The sequence below is a fragment of the Alcaligenes sp. EGD-AK7 genome (assembly GCF_000465875.3).
Classification (GTDB): Bacteria; Pseudomonadota; Gammaproteobacteria; order Burkholderiales; family Burkholderiaceae_B; genus Alcaligenes; species Alcaligenes phenolicus.
This window is the reverse complement of sequence record NZ_AVOG02000001.1, coordinates 157,050-177,812: the sequence shown is the minus strand read 5'-3', so window position 1 is coordinate 177,812 and position 20,763 is coordinate 157,050. Positions and strand designations below refer to the sequence as shown.

Below are 20,763 nucleotides of genomic sequence, written 5' to 3'. Positions count from 1 at the left end.
ATGCCCCAGACAATCACCAGTGCAACCTTCCCGAAAGCCAAGAATAAGCTGGACACCCAGGGTCGCAAAGTTATTTTTGCCTCCGCCCTGGGCACCATGTTCGAGTGGTACGACTTCTATCTGTACGGCTCCATGGCCGCCATTCTGGCGCAACACTTCTTTACCGCCGTTAATCCGACAGCCGGCTTTATCTTTGCCTTGTTGGCCTTTGCCGCCGGTTTTGCCGTACGCCCCTTTGGAGCCTTGCTCTTTGGTCGTATTGGCGACCGCGTGGGCCGCAAGTACACCTTTCTGATCACCATCTTGCTGATGGGACTGTCCACCTTTTTGGTCGGCGTACTACCGAGCTATGAAGCCATCGGGATTGCCGCCCCCATCATGCTGATCGTCCTGCGTCTGCTGCAAGGCCTGGCCATGGGTGGCGAATACGGCGGTGCCGCCACCTATGTGGCTGAGTACGCGCCCCAGCACCGTCGCGGTTTTTACACCAGCTGGATTCAGACCACCGCATCCGTGGGTTTGCTGCTGTCCCTGCTGGTCATCATGGGCATACGCAGTCTGGTCGGGGAAGAAGCATTTGTGGTTTGGGGCTGGCGCATTCCCTTTCTGATTTCCGTGCTGCTGCTGGCGATTTCCGTCTGGATACGGATGAACCTGAAAGAGTCACCTGCCTTCCAGCACATCAAGGAAGAAGGCACGCTGTCGACCTCGCCCATTACCGAATCCTTCGGGCGCTGGGCGAATCTGCGCATCGCCTTGCTGGCACTGTTCGGCCTGACGGCCGGCCAAGGCGTGGTCTGGTACACGGGGCAGTTCTACGCCTTGTTCTTCATCACCCAAATGCTGGGTTTGCATGCCACCTTGGCGCAAACCTTGATGGTAATTTCACTGCTACTGGCCACCCCGCTATTTATCTTTTTTGGCTGGCTGTCGGATCAAATCGGGCGCAAGCCCATCATCCTGACGGGCTGTTTGCTGGCCGCCCTGACCTACTACCCGGTCTTCCAGGGCCTGGCCTATTTTGCCAACCCCGCTTTGGTCCAGGCGCAGCGCAACGCGCCCGTCACTGTCATTACTGACCCGGCCAGTTGTTCCTTCCAGTTCAATCCGGTGGGCAGCCACACCTTCACCAGCTCTTGCGATATCGTGAAGTCCTACATGGCCAGCCACGCGGTCAGCTACAACAACGTCAAGGGTTCGCCCGGTCAGGTGGCCCAGGTACGCATTGGCGATCATGTGATCGATGGTTTTGAAGGCGGACATCTGAGCCGCGCCGATTTTGCCCGTCACTCGCAAGAGTTGCGCAATGAGTTGACTCAGACCATGCGCCAGTACGGCTACCCGGACGGCGCAGACCCGGAGCAGATCAATAAAGTGATGCTGGTGGTTCTGCTGACCTATCTGGTGGGGCTGGTAACCGCGGTCTACGGCCCCATTGCGGCCATGCTGGTGGAGATGTTCCCGATCCGCATCCGCTACACCTCCATGAGCCTGCCTTATCACATTGGCAATGGCTGGTTCGGGGGCTTTTTGCCCACCCTGTCCTTTGCCATGATTGCCGTCACTGGCAATATTTACGATGGTTTGTGGTACCCGATTCTGATCTGTCTGGTGACGGTTGCGATTGGTGCGCCCTTTGTGCGGGAAACCCGCCATAACGACATCAATCGTTAGCCAGTCCAGGCAAAAAACGCGTTGCACCGGCCATTTCCCGCGCTCTGTCAAGCAAATGCAAGGGTCCGTAAATGGCGGGGCGGCACAGGAAGATCTGCGCGTACAATCGAACATTGCCTCGGGCTTTACGCCCGCCCTTTTTCTTCTGTTTATTTATCTTCGTATCCATGTGGTTTAAGAATCTACGCATCTATCGCCTCTCCCCCGACTGGGTATGTTCCGCCGAAGAGCTGGAAGAAGCCCTTTCCAAACACAGCTTCACCCCTGGTTCCAGCCAGGAACCGCTAAGCCTGGGCTGGGTCAGCCCACGCGAGAACAGTGCTCTGGTGCACGAAGTTAACGGTCAGTACCTGATCGCTCTGCGCGCCGAAAAGAAGCTGCTGCCCACCACAGTGATCAACCAAGTCGCTCGTGAGAAGGCTCGTGATATCGAAGAGCAGCAAGGCTACAAACCTGGCCGCAAGCAAATGAAGGAAATCAAGGAACAAGTCATTGTGGACTTGATGCCTCGTGCCTTCGCCGTCTCGCGCGACACCCGCGTCTGGCTGGATACCCGCAACCACTGGCTGGCTATTGATGCCGCGGCTACCGCCAAGAGCGACGAAGTTCTGGGCCTGCTGGCCAAGAGCGTGGAACCTTTCCCCGTGCAGCCTCTGTATACCGAGCAATCACCCGGTGCCGCCATGACCTCCTGGCTGGTGGACGAAGAGCAACTGGCCAACTTTACTGTGGACCAGGACACGGAACTGCGCTCCACCGGCGATAGCGGTGCCGCCGTGCGCTACGTAAAGCAAAGCGCCGACATTGACGAAGTGCGCAAGCACGTTGAAGCCGGCAAGCAATGCACCCGTTTGGCCATGACCTGGGCGGATCGCATCAGCTTTGTGCTGACCGATGCGCTGGACGTCAAACGCGTGGCCCCACTGGACATCCTGACTGAAAAACAAGATGTGACGGCCGTCAACGATGACGAAATCTTTGACGCTGACATGACCTTGATGACCTCCGAGCTGGCCAAGATGATCAGCGATCTGGTCGAAGTCCTGGGCGGCGAACGCAAGTAAACCCGGACCACACAGCCCGCTTGGCTGAACCGCCCTTCAGGCCAGCTCCTGCTGGGCGGCGCGATACACACCGGGCGTCATGCCCGTCCAATGGCGGAAAGCCCGGTGAAATGTCGCTGGCGAACTGAACTTCAATGCGTAAGCAATTTCAGCCAGCGACATATCTTTGCGCAGCAATTTGAAAATCGCCAAATCTCGGCGCAGCTCATCCTTGATCCCCTGAAACGACAGGCCTTCATCTTGCAGCCTGCGTATCAGCGTGCGCGCCGACATATGCAATTTGCCGGACACATCCTGCAAGGTGTAGCCTAGGTCGGTATGCAAGATTTCCCGCACTTTCAGGCGCAAGGCATGCTCGTGATAGGAGGTAAAAATCCAGTCACGCGGCGCACGCTCCAGAAAGGCTCTGGCCTCAACCTGAGTGCGTTGTGGCCGTACCTGCCCCAACTCCACGCCAAACAAGATATGCGAGCACGGCGCATCAAAACTGACTGAAGCGGGAAACAGCACCGAATAGTCCGCCGCAAAAGCCGGTCTGGGAAATGCAAAGGCCACTTGCTGCACCGGCACCTCGCGCCCCATCAGCCAGGACACAATACCGTGCGTCAGCTTCAGCATCAGTGCATGGCCGAAACGATGCACATAGGCGGTGGGATAACGCGGCACCAGCTCAATGCCCAACTCTTTATCCGTGCGTATCAGATTCAGGCTGAAATCATCCAGCAGCAGATTCCAGAACTGGGTGAAACGGTACAAGGCCACATTGATGGATGGCGCGTCCCGCACGGTGCGCACAATGTATTTCAAGGCCCCGGCGCGTATGGGCCGAGTCCAGAAACCCATCATCTCATCGCCCGTTTTCCTGGCGCTTTCCTGATACAGGCGCACCAGTTGATCACGCGTCAAACGAGCGCCGGGCCGATCAATAAAATCTTTCACGATGCCCGCCTGCTTCAGGCAATGATCCAGCACATGTTCGGAATAGCTGGTGCGCAGGCTATGAAACCAGTCCTGAACCAGATCCAGCGCCACGGTGGCCGTATGGGCTGCATCAACGGGCACCGGGAGCGTGCCGGGCAAAGCATTCATTTCCTATGACCTCTCAAAGATTGTCACTTTTTGCATATTCGACGTCAGTATTCGCTATTGGGTAAGGTGCTAAACCATCCTATGCTGACACACATAATACAAGGAGACATCACCATGTTAGGCACTGGAAATATGATGCATATGCCCTTGCTCATCAGTTCAATTCTCACCCACGCCGTAGAGAATAACCCTGAGCAGGAGATTGTTACCGCTTTGGATAATGGCGAGCTTCATCGCTACAGCTATCTTGAATTTGCCCACCGGGTTCAGGATCTGGCTCTGGGACTGCGCCGAGAAGGCCTGCAGCCCGGCGAACGCGTGGCAACTTTGGCATGGAACACCTACCGCCATCTGGAAATTTACTACGCCACCTCGGGCATCGGTCTGATCTGTCACACCGTGAACCCGCGCCTGACGCGCGAGCAAATTGCCTTCATCATCAATGATGCTCAAGACACGGTGATGTTCTACGACGAACATTTTGAAGAAATGATCAGCTATCTGCGCGGCCAGTGCCCCACCGTCAAGCAGTGGGTACGCATGGGCAGCCAGGCTCAAGGCCCTTTGGCCGATGAATACGAAAGCTGGCTGGGCAATGACAGCACGGGCTTTGAGTGGCCTGTGTTTGATGAAAATACTGCCAGCGGCCTGTGCTACACCTCCGGCACCACGGGCGATCCCAAAGGTGCCCTGTACACCCATCGCTCCACCCTCTTGCATGCCTACGCCTCGGCCCACCCGAACGCACTGTGCATTGCCAGCGCTGACGCCGTCATGCCTTTGGTCCCCATGTTTCACGTCAATGCCTGGGGCCTGCCTTACTCCGGCCTGATGTCCGGAGCCAAAATTGTTCTGCCCGGTGCAAATTTGCAGGGAGAGCGCATTTACTCCCTCTGCGAACGCGCTGGCGTCACCTTGTCCGCCGGTGTACCCACCATCTGGAAAACCGTGCTGGACTATGCCAAAGCCAATGGCAAGCAATTCACTACCCTGAGCCGCATCCTGATCGGCGGTTCCGCTTGCCCACCCAATATGATTGCCGCCTGGGCGGGCTACGGCATTACCGTGCGCCACGCCTGGGGCATGACGGAAACCTCGCCGCTGGGCACTGTTTGCCAATTGCTACCCAAACACAGCGATCTGCCCGAAGCCCAGAAGCAGCACGTGCTGGCCTCGCAAGGCCGTGCCCTGTTCGGCGCACGCCTGAAAACTGTTGACGACGAAGGCAATACCTTGCCACGCGACGGCAAGAGCAGTGGCCACCTGCTGATCCAGGGCAACTGGATCTTGGACCGCTATTACGGCAAACCCGATCTGGCCAGTGAAAACGGCTGGTTCCGCACGGGCGACGTAGGCTCCATCGACGCCGATGGCTACGTCTACATTACCGACCGCAGCAAGGATGTAATCAAGTCCGGTGGCGAATGGATCTCCTCGATCGAGATTGAGAACATCGCCATGGAAGAGCCTTTGGTTGAGCTGGCTGCCTGCATCGCCCAGGCCGACGACAAATGGGGCGAACGCCCCGTGCTGTTCGTGGTGCCACGCGAAGGCGCTGAGCTGGACGAGGCCCACATGCTGGAGCGCTATCAGGATCGCGTCACCCGCTGGTCCGTACCCGACAAAGTAATTTTCATCGACCAGATGCCGATGACGGCAACTGGAAAGATTCAAAAAATGGCACTGCGCAAAATGCTGGCGGATCAAACCGACCCCAGCTGATTTGCACCACTGCCCTCGCATTTACGTAACACAAGGAGTTTTTTATGGCCGCCCCTTTCCTGCTCACCACCGAGTTGGACAACATCGGAATTGTCACGCTGAACAAGGCGCACAAGCGCAACGCCCTGGATGAAGATGCCATTGCTGAAATTGATGCGTACTTCTCCAATATTCCCGAGCACATCCGGGTCATTCTGATGAAGGCAGAAGGCGACCATTTCTGCGCGGGCCTGGATCTGAAAGAACACCATGACAAGGAACGCGGCGCCGTGGATTTTCTGCGCGTCTGCCAAAGCTGGCACCGTGCTTTTGACAAGATCGAACACGGCGGCATCCCCGTCATTGCCTGCCTGCAAGGCGCGGTCGTGGGTGGGGGCCTGGAACTGGCTAGCGCAGCGCACATTCGCGTGGCCGACAGCAGCACCTTCTTTGCCCTGCCTGAAGGTACACGCGGCATCTTTACCGGCGGTGGCGCGACCGTTCGCACCGCAAAAATCATTTCTCCCAACCGCATGATCGAACTGATGCTGACAGGCCGCGTGCTCGATGCCGTGGAAGGAGAGCGACTGGGGCTGGCGCACTACGTGTGCAACAACGAAGCCAACCCCAAAACAGCCTATGAGCTGAGCCTGGAACTGGCCCAGCGCATTGCAGGCAATGCCATCTTGTCGAACTACGCCATTGTCAGCTCGATCAGCCGCATTGCCGATATGTCTGCCACCGATGGCCTCTTTGCCGAGGGCTTGATGGCAGCAGTAGTTCAAACCGGGCGGGACGTGCAGGAACGCTTGGGGGAGTTTGTTAATAAGAAAGCTCATAAAGTGAAGCCGACCAAATAATATCGGCCAGGCGGACATGGGCAGTAATCACAACAATACGGAGACAAAACCATGCTGTCGCATCAAGAGTTAAGCCGGCAACTAGCCGGACTACAGGAATATGAGCAACTCAAGTCGCAGCGTCGGCGTCTGGCATTTGCCTGCGCCGGCATCTGCCTGGGGCTGACCGGCCTGTTTATCGTGACGGCCATTTTTTGGCCCGGCGTTCTAACCCATGACCTGGGCAGTGGAGGAGCTGTCAACAGCGGCATGGTGTACGGGGTAGGACTGATTCTTGTGTCCTGGTTATTAACAGGCGTGTATATCCACGTCGCCAACACGCGCTTTGATCCGCTTTGCGAACGTGTACTGGCAAAGGTGCGCCCATGAATACACAAGCGATTCTGATTTTTGCCGCCTTTGTGGTCGTGACCCTGGGCATCACCTACTGGGCCTCGTCGCGCACTCGTTCCAGCTCGGACTTTTACACCGCCGGGGGTGGCATTACCGGCACGCAAAATGGGCTGGCCATTGTGGGTGACTACATGTCCGCCGCCACCTTGCTGGGTATTTCGTCCCTGGCCTTTACCAACGGCTTTGACTCGCTGTTGTATGCGGTCTGCGCCTTCATGGGCTGGCCGGTCATCATGTTTCTGATTGCCGAGCGCTTGCGCAATCTGGGCCGCTACACCCTGAGCGACATCGTCTCGTACCGCCTGGATGAACGCAGCACTCGCATCTTTACCGCGATCAGCTCGCTGACCGTGGTGCTGTTCTACCTGATCGTGCAAATGGTCGGCGCAGGACAACTGGTGCAACTGCTGTTTGGCATCGACTACACCTATGCCGTGGTGGCCGTGGGCTTGCTCATGATGGTGTACGTCGTGGTGGGTGGCATGGTGGCAACCACCTGGGTACAAATCATCAAGGCTATCTTGATGATGGGTAATGGCTTCTTGATGGCTGGCCTGGCCCTGTACTACTTCAACTTCGACTTTTCCGCCCTGGTCAGTGCGGCGGCCGAACACCACCAGGCTGGCGCGGCCATGAAAGGCCCCTGGAAGCTGATGGCTGATCCGTTCTCGGGCCTGTCTCTGGCGGTGTCACTGGTGTTTGGTATTGCCGGTCTGCCTCACATCATGATGCGTTTCTTCACCGTGCCTGATGCACGCGCTGCCCGTAAATCGGTCTTCGTCGCAACGGGTTTGATGGGCGTCTTCTTTGTGGTGATCTGCTTCCTGGGTCTGGCTGCCATGGCCATCCTGCCCAACTACCCCGAGTTCTATGTGGACGGCAAGGTAGGCGGCATGGTGCTGGGCGGCTCGAACATGCCCATCATGCACCTGGCAACGGCTTTGGGTGGCAACCTGCTGTTTGGTTTGCTGGCCGCCGTGTCCTTTGCCACGATTCTGGCCGTGGTCAGTGGTTTGACCCTGGCCGGTGCCTCGGCAGTTGCACATGACCTGTACGCCAAAGTCATCCGCCGCGACGATGTCACACCCTCGCAAGCCATGCGCGTCAACCGTCTGGCCTCGATCGGCATTGGCATTGTCGCTATTTTCCTGGGCCTGCTGTTCCGTGACCAGAACGTGGCGTTCCTGGTTGCCCTGGCCTTCAGTATTGCCGCCTCGGCCAACTTCCCGGTCTTGCTGATGTCCATGTACTGGCGCGGCATGACCACTCGCGGTGCCATTTATGGCGGTTTGAGCGGCCTGCTTGTGGCCCTGGGTCTGGTGATTCTGTCGCCAGCCGTCTGGGTTCGCATTCTGGGCTTTTCCGAAGCTGTATTCCCTTACGACTTCCCCACCCTGATTTCCATGCCTTTGGCATTCTTCATGATTTACTTTGTATCGAAACTGGACAGCAGCCGCCGCGCCAGCGAAGACCGGGATGGCTTTGACGCCCAACAGGTCCGCGCTGAAACTGCAGTCGGTATTGCCGCTGTCTCTCACTAGATACTTGGTACTCTGGCGGTAGCCCAGCCCGATCGGGTTACCGCCCCTTGTTTTAATTCATCCCAGCAGGAGCATCACCATGACAGAGTTAAACACCCCCGAAATTGCTCACTACATCGGAGGTGGCCAGCAGGCTGGCGCCGGTACACGTACTCAACCGGTGTACAACCCGGCCACCGGCCAGGTCAGCGCCAAAGTCAAACTGGGTAGCCAGCAAGATATTGACGCCGCTGTGGCCAGCGCCCAGGCCGCTTTCCCCGCCTGGGCCGACACCCCACCGCTACGCCGCGCCCGTGTGCTGTTCAACTTTTTATCCTTACTCAACGAGAACAAGGAAAAGCTGGCAGCCATGATTACGGCCGAGCATGGCAAAGTTCTGTCCGATGCAATGGGCGAAGTCACCCGCGGTATTGAAATTGTGGAATTTGCTTGCGGCATTCCTCAACTGCTCAAAGGCGATTTCACCGAACAAGTCAGCACCAATATCGACAACTGGACCATGCGCCAGCCCTTGGGTGTGGTGGCCGGTATCACCCCGTTCAACTTTCCTGTCATGGTGCCCATGTGGATGTTCCCCGTTGCCATCGCGGCGGGTAACACCTTTGTGCTCAAGCCCAGCCCTATCGACCCCAGCCCCAGCCTGTTCATTGCCGAACTGCTGAAACAAGCCGGTCTGCCCGATGGCGTGTTCAACGTGGTGCAAGGTGATAAAGACGCGGTTGAGGCACTGGTCAATCACCAGGACGTGCAAGCCGTCTCCTTCGTGGGCTCCACCCCGATTGCCAACCGCATTTATGAAATGGGCGCCATCGGCGGCAAACGCGTGCAAGCCCTGGGCGGTGCCAAGAACCATCTGGTCGTCATGCCGGATGCCGACATCGACCTGACCGTGGACGCCCTGATCGGTGCCGCCTACGGCTCGGCTGGCGAGCGTTGCATGGCCATCTCGGTAGCCGTGCTGGTGGGTGACTCTGCTGATCGCATCCTGCCCAAGCTGGAAGAACGTACTCGCAGCCTGAAGATTCTGAATGGCACCAATGCCGCCGCCGAAATGGGCCCCATCGTGACACAGCAAGCGCGCGAGCGCATCAGCAGCTGCATAGACAAAGGTGTACAGGAAGGCGCCAAACTGTTGGTCGACGGTCGCGAATTTGACGGCGCCAAAGCCGGTGAAGGTTGCGAGAACGGCTTCTGGATGGGTGGCACCCTGTTCGATCACGTCACCCCCGACATGAGCGTGTATCAGGAAGAAATTTTCGGCCCTGTGCTGTGCTGCGTACGCGTACCGGATCTGGCCAGTGCCATTGAACTGATCAACAAGCACCAGTTCGGCAACGGCGTAGCGTGCTTTACCAGCGACGGCAACGTGGCCCGTGAATTTGGCCGCCGCATCCACGTGGGTATGGTTGGTATCAACGTGCCAATTCCAGTGCCAATGGCCTGGCACGGTTTTGGTGGCTGGAAGAAGAGCCTGTTTGGCGATATGCACGCTTATGGTGAAGAAGGTGTCCGCTTTTACACCCGCCAGAAATCCATCATGCAGCGCTGGCCTGAAAGCATCTCCAAGGGTGCGGAATTCGCCATGCCTACGTCCAAGTAAATCACGAACAAAAAACCGGGGCTCTGAATCAGAGCCCCGGTTTTTTTAATGCTTGCGTGTACTTAGCGCTGACACCTGCTCAACTTAGTACATGCCGTGGAAAACCGCATCATCAGGACCGATGTGCGAAGGAGGATTCCAGGTCACATCGCGCATGGAATGCTGCACCAGCGTTTCCACACCCAGCAGCACAGCAAAAATCGCCATACGCACGGGAATACCATTGTCAGCCTGACGGAAGATGGCCAGTCGAGGGTCGTGGTTCAGATCCACGCTCAAATCATGGGCACCTTCACGGCTATCGCGTGGCAGTGGGTGCATCACGATTACATCGGGGCCGCAGCAGCGGTCAATAATGGCTTTATTGACCTGGAAGTCGGCCGTGAAGCTGCCGTCCTGCCCTTCTTCGAAGCGCTCTTTCTGCACACGCGTAGCGTAAATAACATCCACACCAGGCAAGCCCTTTTCCAGGGACGTCGTCTGCTCGATGACGTGCTTACCTTGCTTGGCCACCTGCTCCACAATGTGCTCGGGCATTTCCAGGCCGAGGGGCGAGATCAGGGTGAACTTCAGGCCACGGTACATACCCAGCAACTTGATCAGGGAGTGCACGGTACGGCCATATTTCAGATCCCCTACCAGGGCGATATGTGCGCCATCCAGCAACTTGCCCAGGCGGGAGAACTCCGTGCTGATGGTGTACAGATCCAGCAAGGCCTGGCTGGGGTGTTCGCCCGCGCCGTCACCACCGTTCACCACAGGAATATTGGTGGCACGCGCAAATTCCGCGACCGAACCTTGCTCAGGGTGACGAATCACCATGGCATCCACATAGCCGCTCATGACGCGGCTGGTGTCGTAAATGGATTCGCCTTTGGCCATGGAAGAAAAGGTAAAGCCAGTGGTATCGCACACCGAACCACCCAGGCGGCAGAAGGCCGAGCCGAAGCTGACGCGAGTACGGGTGGAGGCTTCAAAAAACAGGTTACCCAGCACCGCCCCTTCCAGCACGCGCGACACTTTTTGACGGCGGGCGATGGGCTGCATGATATCAGCCAGGCTGCACAGTTCTTCCACGGTTTCGCGGGTGAACTGGTCTACGGACAAGAGCTGATGCTTGCCGCCGGTGGCAATACGGTCACGCAAAGGACCGGACTGTGCGCTTTGCGCATACTTGCTCAGCAAGGCTTCGTTTTCCACGATTTCCGTGACAAAACGCTGCACCACTTCGGGCATGGCCCGCGACTCCAAAGAGCCTTCAGGCAGCAGCCAGGTATCCAGTGCACGACGCTTCACCCCAATACGTGCCGCAAAAACGTCACGAGTCAGGTTCAGGCGACGCATTGCATCACGCAAAAAAACTTGTTGGGAGACGGCCATATCAGCTCTCGCTTATGAAATATACGCAATGCGCACATTTTAAGACTGCGACTGATAAAAAAGCGAGCAAGAATTGAGACTATTGCAGAAAATACAACGACACTCTACGCAGCAGGCTTGAAACGCTGCTGTCTGAACGTAGCGTTCAAATGGAAGGCAAGCTAAGGATGTTGCCGATAAGGCATGGTGTAGGGCTGGGCTTCGTCATTATTGGGAACGACAAAACCGTCGTAATCTTGCTGGCCGGAGGTAAGCCACTCGCTATGCTGATAGGCAAAATCGGCCAGGCCCAAGGTACCCCATACGCCAATTACAAAAAGAGCCAGGCTCAAGGCCAGAAAGAAGGCCGAACAGAAACCGGGTATCCAGGCCCAGCGTCGCCCTGCTTTGGAGCTGTGCCACGCCAGGGTCCAGTGACTCCAGCACAAGGCCAGAAACGCCGAAACCAGCCCCATCAGAAAAACGAACAAGGGCAGGCGCAAAAAAGCGGGGACGAAAACAGATCCAATCGCTCCAGTGCCCATCAGCATGATGAACAGCAGCGCAGCCCCATGCAGGCAGACCAGAACCCGAAAAGAAAGAATATAAAAAGCGAGACTGCCTGGCGGGGTCACCATACCGACTTTCCTGTTAGTAACAAGAGCGGCGGGTTTGCACCCACCGCGTTTTTCAAAAAGCCGGGCATGGGTGAACCCAGGACCAGGACAGCATTCAGACGAGCCAGCAGCGCTTACTTCTTACCGTTGGTCTGGGTAGCCTGTGGACCGGCAATCGCGCGGGCAGCAGCCAAAGCGTTAGCTTCCGTACCGACCATGAAAATCAGGCGACCATCTTTAACGGGCGAACCGTAAGCAGGGGCAGCCAGCATGGTGTCACCCACGACCAAAGCCAGACGCTTTTTGGGGAACTGAGTGGTAACTTGCAGCAGACGCTGAGCAGCCTCTGGAGTCAGATCCAAAGCCAGCAAACCTTCTTTGCTGTCGTTGGTGCCGGCTTGCACGCCAACCAGATCCTCACGCACCACCACGGCACGCGGATTCACAAACAAGACACCATTAGGTTGCACGTCGACACGTGCCCAACCCGCTTGTTCCTGAGTATCAGCCAGGAAGATCTGTACAGGCGCAGCTTGCTGCTCGGCACCAGCTTGAGCCTGAGGCTGCTGAGCACCCGTCGCAGGCGTGGAGGGAGTGGTTTGCGTTGCGGCGCTGGAGGTGCCAGCCTTGTCGCTCGGCTTTTCTTGAACGGTTTGACAAGCGGCCAAGGCGACCAGGCCAACAGGAGCCAAAATTCGAGCGAGTGTGCGTAAAGTCATCATAGTGAAGTTCCCCCCTCTCTTTACGAAGAATCAATAAGGATAGCAGTGTATCAGTCATGTAAAAGCGCAAGCGGTTAATCTTTGTTAAAGCTTGTCATTTGCGCACCCCTAATTTGTACGCTGACTTGATCCATTAAGCGACCTTGTTCAGTTTTCAACTCAATGCGCAGCGTTCCGGGTACCAATGGAATTCGCAGCTGCGCCCCCTTTCCTGCTTCTACTCCCTGCACCCACCATACCAAGGGCTCGGTAATCTGCCCTTGGGCCAACAAACGCAATTGCTGGTTTTGCGGTGGAATATCCGGGTCCAACGCAAAAATGGTGCCATTGACCGGCTCGCGGATACGGGCCGGGCCGGCATAGGCCAGATTCACATCACTTAATTCCACACGATCGGTCTGCGTGCCTTCAACAAAAAACTCTTCCCGGCCAGGCTCCATGGCGGGTACAAACTCAATCTGGCGCACCTGCACCTGTGCAGGCATGGCCGTTTGACGACCGGGGCGACGCTGGTTCAAGAGCGAAATCACCTCGTGCCAGATCGGGGCTGCCCCGCTGACACCTGATACATCTTGCATACTTTGGCCAGCACTATTTCCCACCCAAACGCCAACGGTATAGTGCTCTGTCCAACCCAGGGCCCAGTTGTCACGCATGTCTTTACTGGTCCCGGTTTTAACCGCACTCCAAAATGGTGTACTCAAAGCACTGTCCAATCCAAAGGTCAGCACCCGAGCCTGACGGTCCGACAACATATCACCCACAATCCAGCTGGCCCCCTCATCCATCACAGAATGAAAGGGAGCGGCTTGCTGATCCATACGTGTTTGCACAGCTTGCGTCTGGCCCAAATTGGCCAGTGCACGGTAAGCATTGGTCAGTTCCAGCAAGGTGACATCGGCACTGCCCAAAGCCAGGCTATACCCATAGAAATCGCCATCCTGGCGCAGATTCAGGCCCAGTGCACGCAGGCGATCCACCAAGTTGGCAGGCCCCAGCATGGTCAGCACACGCACAGCAGGAATGTTCAGGGAAGAAGCCAGAGCATTGCGCGCACTGACCCAGCCCACAAACTGCTTATCGTAGTTTTGCGGGATATACAGGCCATTGCCGGTGGACAGATTCAGCGGCGAATCCTCCAGCAAGGATGCGGCGGTCAACAGGCGCTTTTCAATCGCCATCTCATACAAAAAGGGCTTGAGCGTGGAACCGGCTTGCCGCAAGGAACGGGCATGGTCTACCTCGGCCGCCTCGGACAGATCGCCACTGGAACCCACATAGGCCAGGACCTGTCCGCTATGGTTATCCAGCACCACCACCGCAGAATCCTGAACACGTGCGGTGCGCAGATCCAGCAAGTGGCGCCGCATACTGGCTTGCACTTGAGTTTGCAGGCGCGTATCCAAGGTCGTACGAATACTGTCACCGGCCTTGATTTCAGGATTCTGATCCAGAACCCAACGGGCAAAATGAGGGGCCAGTTGGGCTTGCCCCAAAGGAGCCTGTCCGGCCCGGCGCAAAGCCACCGGCACCAGATTACTTAATTCTCGACATAGTTCGGCGCGTCCCATCTCTTGCAGGGTCGTACACGCCCGGCGCTCGACCATCAAGGCCGAGGCATTGGGGCCGCGCAGCAAAACTGCGGCAATGGCAGATTCGCGTGCATCCAGCGCAGCGGCCTGCTTTTGAAACAAGGTACGCGCCATCGCGTCCACCCCGACCAGCTCACCCCGAAAAGCCACCTGATTCAGATACGCTTCCAGAATTTCCGGCTTGGTCCAGGTGTCTTCCAGCGACTGGGCGGCCACCACCTGATCCAGCTTTTGCCAGACCGAGCGTCCACCTCGACCACCAATCAGATCCTGATCCATCAGGCCGGCCAGCTGCATGGTAATCGTAGAAGCACCGCGACTGCGTCCGGCAAACAGGCCATCCCACGCGGCGGAGCCCACTGATAACCAGTCCACCCCACCGTGAGATTCAAAACGGCGGTCTTCAGACACCAGGACCGCCATTTGCAAGGCCGGAGAAATTTGCTCCAGCGCGACCCAATCGCCGCGCCGTTGACGAAAGTCCAGACGGACTCGCTGGACAAGCTGGCCCTGACGATCCAGGACCTGCACATCGGACGATCGGTAAGCTTGCCGAACTTCCTTGTAGCTGGGCATGGCCTGCCCGGGACTGGCCCACAGGGCCAGTCCCAACACCAGCAGTCCTGCTTTAATTGGCTGGTGCATCCACAACTTCCAGAACTTGCTCGTTAGGCCAGACAGCAAACACGTCGGGCTCGTACAGGGCTTCAGCACGGCTGGCTGGCAGCACGAACTGACCCACTGTATTCAGACGCACCGTGTAGCTGACTTCGGTCGTGCCTTCTTCAAAGCGCTCGTAGTAAGCACGGTAGCCATCAAAGCGGCGTTCGACAAAGCTGGGCCAATGACCGGACTGCTCTTCACCGGCCGTTGCCATGGCAGAGTCGCGACCCAGGCCGCTGCCCAGGATAGTGGCACCGGCAGGAATCGGGTCCGACACCACCACCCAGCTTGCCTGACCTTGAGCCTTGACCTTGATCTTCACGCGCATGATGTCGCCACGACTCCATACACCGGGTTTGGCCTGCTCCACGGCTTCGATGTGACGCTCCATGCTCAAACCAGCCGCAACAGGCTTGGTCACGGGCACCGCAGCCAGGGAGCGAACTTCGATCCAGGCCTTGCCCTCACCCATTTGCTCAACGCTCAGGTTATCGGCCTGATCGCCGCGCCAAGGCACATCAATCCTGGAAGAGCGCACACCCTGACCGTCAGGCTTGAGCATGTCCCAATCCACCACCTGGGCACTTTCCGAGCCCAGAATCACCATGGACTGACCGCTAGGGTTCTGTTCGTGATGACGGCTGAACTGTTCAATAGCCAAACTACCCAAGAGGTTTTCAGTGGTCATGCGCCATGCACCACGTTGCTGCTCCGCCAACAGACCCTGGGCCAGACGAGGCATGTCCTCGGTCCAGTCCGACATTTCATTGGCCAGCAGCATCAGGCGAGCCTGGTTGGTCACGCGGCTGGTCATGGCCCATGGGCTGCCGTTAAGCGCGTCCTCACCAAAGACCAGACGGGTACCACGGCTGACCAGACGTGCCTGAATCAGATTCATGGCTTCTTTACGTGTCTGCTCGGCTTTCTTGATGCCCGGCAAACGCTGAGTCAGATCCACCCAGGCCAGCAGGATTTCAGTGGGCCAGCTTTGCAGGTTCAGTTCCACCGAATCCAGCATGTTGACGCGAGCACGGCCGTACTTGGCCAGCACGGCCGTCGCACGAATCACTTCAAGATCCCGCTCTTGGCGAGAGACCGTTTGCATGCTCGGGATACGACCATTCACCACGTTTTCCAGCGCTTGCAGCATCTCGTTGCGGAAGCCGTCCGGGATGGGGTAGTTCAAGCCCATGGATTCCGCAATGTAGCTGATATCCAGGATGTAGCTGGTCAACACGCGGCTACCCCACCCATAGCTACTGGGGAAGTAACGCAACAAACCACTCTCGTCCATATAAGACGGCATGCGCTGCATCAGGCCAGCCCACGCCTCTTCGGAACGCAGGCCCATGAAACGCGAGGCTTGCTGTTCAAAGCAGCTGTAAGGATAACGTTCAAACCAGGCACGCACCCCTTCCATACCGCCACCCAAGGAGGAACGGAACAACATTTGCAGACCACCTTGAACCACGCCTTGTTCGTTCTTCAAGGCACCGGCCGGTGCCTGCACCGACATGTTCAATGGCTCATCCATACCCACGGCAACCAATGTTCCCTGCTGAACCGTAACGGGGGTCGCGGTAAAGACTTCCTGCTTGATTGCAAGGCTGTCTTTGGCAGCCTTGCCCGTGGCGCCGGACTGCTGAACTTCCTGTGCATCCACCCTCCACTCCATCTGGTGCGAATCGGCCGAACCACTGGACAGTGGAACCGACATGGGCCAGGAAACCACTTTAGCCGAGCCCGAAGCCAGCTCAACGGTTTGCTCTGGCAAGGCCGCCGAGGGCAAGCCTTTACCACGGTACTGCGCCTGCACCTTCACGGTCATGGCACGGGGGCTGCTGTTACGCAGCGTCACTTGGGCCTGGTAATCATCACCCTCACGAGCAATGGCTGGCAAACCGGAAATGATTTGCAGGTCTTGCGTTGTGACGATCTGAGCCGAACCACTACCAAAGCGGTCGCCCGCCAGATCGGCGACGGCCACAATCCGGTATTGGGTCAGGGAGTCTTTCAGCGGCACGGTCACCGTTGCGCGACCTTGTGCGTCCAGCTCCACATTGCCTTTCCACAGCAGCAAAGTATCCAGCAATTCACGAGTGGGGCTCTTGCCACCGCCACCACCCGCTGCGACAGCCTTGCGACCATAGTGACGACGACCCACGATTTCAGACTGCGCCGTGGCGGTCTGCACGTTGTAGCCGCGCACGGCACGCATGGCGTTGAGCAGGTTCCAGCTATTGTTCGGGCTCAGTTCCAGCAAGGCTTGATCCACAGCCGCCAAGGCCACGGACGCACCGGCTGCCGGTGTGCCATCGGACTTGAGGACCTGAATATCAACCTTGGCCTGCTCACGAATCGCGTACTGGCTGCGATCCGTCGTTACCTTCACATCCAGTGCATCTTGCTGGCTGCTGACTTCAATGCTGGCCAGACCAAAACGATAGCTAGGCTTGGACAAGTCCACGGTAGTTGTCGGGGCAACAAACTCACCACCGCCTTCCGAGTAGGCTTTGTACCAAGTCAGAGGCTGACTCCAGCCCCAGCTAAAGAAAGAGTACCAAGGCACTTCACGCAGACGGCCACGCAGAACCAGCACGGACACGTAAACGTTCGGCCCCCATTCGGGCTTGATCTCCACGCTGACGTTAGGGCTGTCGCCTTCCAGCTGAACCACTTGAGCCTGCAAGACACCTTCACGCTCCACCGACACCAGGGCCGTGGCCTCGCGGAACGGCATGCGCACCTGGAACTCGGCTGTCTCGCCAGGAGCCCAAACTTTCTTCGCAGGAATCACGTCGATACGGTCATCGTTCTGACCACCGAACCACAGGTAACCGGAGCCACTGACCCAGACGGTGCTGGCAGCAACGGACTCGCGGCCTTCGCCATCACGTGCAATGGCACGCAGCTCGACCTGACCGCCCTTCTCCAGTTTCACATCACACTGCACCAGACCCTGATCGTCGCTGCGACCTTCGCAGATCGTGCCCAGGTCTTCGCGCTGCTCCTGATTGTCGTAGCTGTAGAAGCCACCCACCATACGCTTGCGGATCGAGAAACGCTGCACATTGGCCGCCTCAATACGCACAGGCACGTTTTTCAGTGGCTTGCCGTCCGGGCTCACCGCGATAGCCGAGAGCTTGGTGGACGAACCGGCTGCCAACCAGCTACCTGCACGCAGACCCACCACTACATCGGCCGGCCATACGGACACGGTTTGGGTCAAGGTTTGAATTTCACCGTTCGGATCGGCAAAAGTGGCTTCTACCAGAAATTCGGAAGGACGATCCACCGCAGGCAACTCATCCAGCGTGGCACGCAAACCACCCTGTGCATCCAGCTGAAAGCGCTTCTTGTTCAGGAAAACACGGGAGTCCGAGACATCAGACTGTTCAACTTTCTCGGGAGGGACAAAGCTGAAATCGTCATAGGCGCTGAAGGACGTTCCTGCCGAGCGGACGACCGCCGACAACTGAACCGGCAAGTAATCGGCCGGGCCACCAGACAGGTACTGCAACTGCAGGTCGGCCTGCAGTTCTTTGGGTTTGACCAGATAAGGACGATCCTGACCGTCACCCAGCTTGATACTGCCGCCCAACACAGGCAGCTTGAACTGCTCTACGCGGAACTCGCCGAAGTTGAAGTACTGATCCTCGCCTTCGGTTCGCAAGCGATACACACCCAGCTCGGCGTCCTTGGGGATTTTCCAGTCGGTCAGGGCAAATACGCTGCCTGCCGCTGTCTTTTGCCACTTCAAGGGCAGCTCAATTCGCTTGCCGCTGCCATCGTGCTCGACAATCATGGTGTCGGGATAGCGAGCTGGAGCCTTGAAACCGTCACGCACGCGTTCGCGTACATAGTGCTTCATATGGGCCACTTCACCCGCACGGAACAGATTGCGATCCATCACAGTGTGAGCAATGGCCTCATCGCGACCGCCCCAGTTGTAAGGCACATTGAAGCGCCAAGGCTCGATACCCGAATTCCACTCGCTCAAGGCAAAGCTGAAATCATCTTTACCACGAGCCATGGGGTTGTTCTTGTCGATTCGCGCCGTCACAAACAAACCGGACAAGCTGGTTTCCTGGCAGTAATCCGGGCTGGACACCGCCTGCGGGTGATGGAACATCCCATTCTCGTCTGTTTCACCTTGCAGCAGCTCTTCACCACGGCAGTTCATCACGCGAATTTTCGCGCCGGGCACGACTTTGGCATCATCCAGTGTCGTGACCCAGACCAGCAAATCGTCACCACCTTTCTTGATATGCACACCCAGGTTGGTCACCAGCACAGAGCTACGCACGTACATGGTACCGGCCGCCTCCAGCAAGGAAGCTCCCAGACGTGGAGAAGCGACTTCCAGAACATGGAAACCAGGCTCTTTCAGCGGCACGCCAATCAATTCAAAAGGACGCTCGCCTTTTTGATCCATGCCGGGCAAGTCCAGCTTCTTCAGATCCTTGCCTTGCAACAGGGGCTGGGCACGCAGATCCAGGTAGCCGTTCTCATTCAAAGGAGCGGTGACATGGAAGTCACTGCCCATCATGGTCTTCAGATAGTCGGGGGTGACCGACCAGGAATAGTTCAGCTGGCGCAGACGGGAGAACCAGGTCAGAACTTCCTTGTCGTCCTTCACGGCAAGAGCCCCCACCTGACCGGCGGACACCAGCATTTGCTGAGTTGTCAGATTGGCTTCGACATTACGCAGGCTCAAGCCAATGGCTGGCGGATCGGAATCGTCCGATCCGTCACGATCCGCATGGCCGAAACGCTCCACAATCCCGAAAGGCTCCACCGCAAACTTCACCAGCGGCGGATAGGTCGTGGTGCTCATGCCGTTGCTCAGTACTTGCGGGTTCTTCAGGCGGCGACCTGCGTCGTCCGTCAGGCTGTCCGGAATCTTGACCGTCAGCTTGGCGTTTTCAGGGAAAGGACCCTCGAAACGCACGTACTGGCCAGGCCCACGATCCTGCCATGCCTCGTCGCTATCAGACTTGGGTTCCCAAACCTGCTTGCCGGCTTCCAAACGAATCTGGCTCAAGTACTCGTAAGCGACGGGCGCAGAGAACTGAACACCGAAGCTGCCAACCGGCGTGCAAGGCGCTTCTGCGCGCTCACGCATGCAAGTGAGCGAGGCGGTAAACTCGGGGCGCACGTTGTAATCGTAGGTATAGCGGTCCGTATTAGGGACGCCCTTGCGATTCTCAATCTGGGTCATGATGCCCGGCTCCAGCACCACCGACACGCTGGCATCCGCTGGCAGGGGACGCGCACACTGGACGGCCTGGTATCGGTCGTCTACCTCGTCCACATAGAACTCGGCGCGAACCATGGCGTCGCGCTCGGCACCCTCAATGGCTTTCAAGCCAATACGCTCGCCAATACCCTCTACCCGGCAATAGCCGTTCTTGACTAAAGAGGCGCTATTAACCGGCGCATTGAAGCTGAATAGAAAGACCTGGTCTTCATCAATAATGTTGTAATACGGGCGGTTGCTTTCCAGAATGGCGCCGCCTGAATTAAAACGATATTGAGCCGGTCCGCTAATCGCTTCATTATTGATGCTGCGAAAACTTTTGGACACGACGGCCGTACAACTCAAGCCTGGTCCTGGACGCTCGTCGAATTCATAAATCCAGCGGCGCGAATCAAGCCAACGGCCCTGACCGACTACCGAAGGATCATCACACTGCACCTGAACGGGTGCAGGCAATTGCGAATCCCCAAAATGAACTGCGGGTGTGGCAAAGGTGACTTTGACATCCCGCAAATCCGATGTCGCCCCTTGGGGCGAGAAACTGCTTATCGTAATGGCTTGGGCGCTACTGACACCCAGCAAGAACATCAAACCCAGCAAAGACTGGCGATGCATCGTTCTTCCCCTA

General features: G+C 57.5%; 13 protein-coding genes. 7 read left to right on the top strand and 6 right to left on the bottom strand.

Translation table 11 applies throughout. The features are described from left to right. Both N879_RS00785 and N879_RS00780 read left to right on the top strand, forming a co-directional pair. A complete protein-coding gene (locus tag N879_RS00785; RefSeq protein WP_009461773.1) occupies positions 1 to 1,674 on the top strand; it encodes an MFS transporter in 1,674 nt (557 codons plus the stop codon). 167 nt (positions 1,675 to 1,841) lie between these two features. Continuing rightward, the gene (locus N879_RS00780) at positions 1,842 to 2,738 is read left to right on the top strand and encodes a recombination-associated protein RdgC (protein WP_009461768.1); all 897 of its coding nucleotides are present in this window, start codon (positions 1,842 to 1,844) and stop codon (positions 2,736 to 2,738) included. A 36-nt stretch (positions 2,739 to 2,774) separates the two neighbouring features. On the opposite strand, the gene N879_RS00775 is transcribed toward N879_RS00780, so the two are convergent. Then, positions 2,775 to 3,827, bottom strand: a complete 1,053-nt coding sequence (locus N879_RS00775; protein WP_009461767.1) for an AraC family transcriptional regulator — start codon at positions 3,825 to 3,827, stop codon at positions 2,775 to 2,777. 114 nt (positions 3,828 to 3,941) lie between these two features. On the opposite strand from N879_RS00775, the gene N879_RS00770 reads away from it, so the two are divergent. From N879_RS00770 to N879_RS00750, 5 genes are all read left to right on the top strand, one after another. Then, entirely contained in the window at positions 3,942 to 5,549 is a 1,608-nt protein-coding gene (locus N879_RS00770; protein WP_031231977.1) for a long-chain-fatty-acid--CoA ligase, read from the top strand. A gap of 44 nt (positions 5,550 to 5,593) precedes the next feature. After that, complete coding sequence (locus N879_RS00765) at positions 5,594 to 6,388, top strand: crotonase/enoyl-CoA hydratase family protein (RefSeq protein WP_009461766.1); 795 nt, start codon at positions 5,594 to 5,596, stop codon at positions 6,386 to 6,388. 51 nt (positions 6,389 to 6,439) lie between these two features. Then, complete coding sequence (locus N879_RS00760) at positions 6,440 to 6,757, top strand: DUF485 domain-containing protein (protein WP_009461765.1); 318 nt, start codon at positions 6,440 to 6,442, stop codon at positions 6,755 to 6,757. Continuing rightward, the gene (gene actP / locus N879_RS00755; RefSeq protein ID WP_009461764.1) at positions 6,754 to 8,322 is read left to right on the top strand and encodes a cation/acetate symporter ActP; all 1,569 of its coding nucleotides are present in this window, start codon (positions 6,754 to 6,756) and stop codon (positions 8,320 to 8,322) included. Before N879_RS00760 ends, actP begins: the two co-directional genes overlap by 4 nt. A gap of 79 nt (positions 8,323 to 8,401) precedes the next feature. Further along, positions 8,402 to 9,922, top strand: a complete 1,521-nt coding sequence (locus N879_RS00750) for a CoA-acylating methylmalonate-semialdehyde dehydrogenase (RefSeq protein WP_021446512.1) — start codon at positions 8,402 to 8,404, stop codon at positions 9,920 to 9,922. 84 nt (positions 9,923 to 10,006) lie between these two features. On the opposite strand, the gene N879_RS00745 is transcribed toward N879_RS00750, so the two are convergent. The 5 genes from N879_RS00745 to N879_RS00725 all read right to left on the bottom strand — a co-directional run bounded on the left by N879_RS00745 (position 10,007) and on the right by N879_RS00725 (position 20,750). Next, positions 10,007 to 11,302 carry an aspartate carbamoyltransferase gene (locus tag N879_RS00745; RefSeq protein WP_009461763.1) on the bottom strand — a complete coding sequence of 432 codons (1,296 nt, stop codon included), beginning with the start codon at positions 11,300 to 11,302 and terminating at the stop codon, positions 10,007 to 10,009. Between the two features lie 161 nt (positions 11,303 to 11,463). Continuing rightward, positions 11,464 to 11,919 carry a hypothetical protein gene (locus N879_RS00740; RefSeq protein ID WP_021446511.1) on the bottom strand — a complete coding sequence of 152 codons (456 nt, stop codon included), beginning with the start codon at positions 11,917 to 11,919 and terminating at the stop codon, positions 11,464 to 11,466. A 113-nt stretch (positions 11,920 to 12,032) separates the two neighbouring features. Next, a complete protein-coding gene (locus tag N879_RS00735; RefSeq protein ID WP_009461761.1) occupies positions 12,033 to 12,620 on the bottom strand; it encodes a hypothetical protein in 588 nt (195 codons plus the stop codon). 74 nt (positions 12,621 to 12,694) lie between these two features. Then, complete coding sequence (gene pbpC, locus N879_RS00730) at positions 12,695 to 14,857, bottom strand: penicillin-binding protein 1C (protein WP_021446510.1); 2,163 nt, start codon at positions 14,855 to 14,857, stop codon at positions 12,695 to 12,697. Next, positions 14,841 to 20,750, bottom strand: a complete 5,910-nt coding sequence (locus N879_RS00725; protein ID WP_021446509.1) for an alpha-2-macroglobulin family protein — start codon at positions 20,748 to 20,750, stop codon at positions 14,841 to 14,843. The genes pbpC and N879_RS00725 overlap by 17 nt, the downstream gene beginning before the upstream one ends. Positions 20,751 to 20,763 lie beyond the last annotated feature (13 nt).

Excerpts from the sequence above, each read along its gene's own strand:
- N879_RS00750 (WP_021446512.1), top strand. The coding sequence starts at position 8,402 with ATGACAGAGTTAAACACCCCCGAAATTGCTCACTACATCGGAGGTGGC.
- actP (WP_009461764.1), top strand. The coding sequence starts at position 6,754 with ATGAATACACAAGCGATTCTGATTTTTGCCGCCTTTGTGGTCGTGACC.
- N879_RS00725 (WP_021446509.1), bottom strand. The coding sequence starts at position 20,750 with ATGCATCGCCAGTCTTTGCTGGGTTTGATGTTCTTGCTGGGTGTCAGT.
- N879_RS00775 (WP_009461767.1), bottom strand. The coding sequence starts at position 3,827 with ATGAATGCTTTGCCCGGCACGCTCCCGGTGCCCGTTGATGCAGCCCAT.
- N879_RS00785 (WP_009461773.1), top strand. The coding sequence starts at position 1 with ATGCCCCAGACAATCACCAGTGCAACCTTCCCGAAAGCCAAGAATAAG.
- N879_RS00780 (WP_009461768.1), top strand. The coding sequence starts at position 1,842 with ATGTGGTTTAAGAATCTACGCATCTATCGCCTCTCCCCCGACTGGGTA.
- N879_RS00770 (WP_031231977.1), top strand. The coding sequence starts at position 3,942 with ATGTTAGGCACTGGAAATATGATGCATATGCCCTTGCTCATCAGTTCA.
- N879_RS00735 (WP_009461761.1), bottom strand. The coding sequence starts at position 12,620 with ATGATGACTTTACGCACACTCGCTCGAATTTTGGCTCCTGTTGGCCTG.
- N879_RS00760 (WP_009461765.1), top strand. The coding sequence starts at position 6,440 with ATGCTGTCGCATCAAGAGTTAAGCCGGCAACTAGCCGGACTACAGGAA.
- N879_RS00740 (WP_021446511.1), bottom strand. The coding sequence starts at position 11,919 with ATGGTGACCCCGCCAGGCAGTCTCGCTTTTTATATTCTTTCTTTTCGG.
- pbpC (WP_021446510.1), bottom strand. The coding sequence starts at position 14,857 with ATGCACCAGCCAATTAAAGCAGGACTGCTGGTGTTGGGACTGGCCCTG.
- N879_RS00745 (WP_009461763.1), bottom strand. The coding sequence starts at position 11,302 with ATGGCCGTCTCCCAACAAGTTTTTTTGCGTGATGCAATGCGTCGCCTG.
- N879_RS00765 (WP_009461766.1), top strand. The coding sequence starts at position 5,594 with ATGGCCGCCCCTTTCCTGCTCACCACCGAGTTGGACAACATCGGAATT.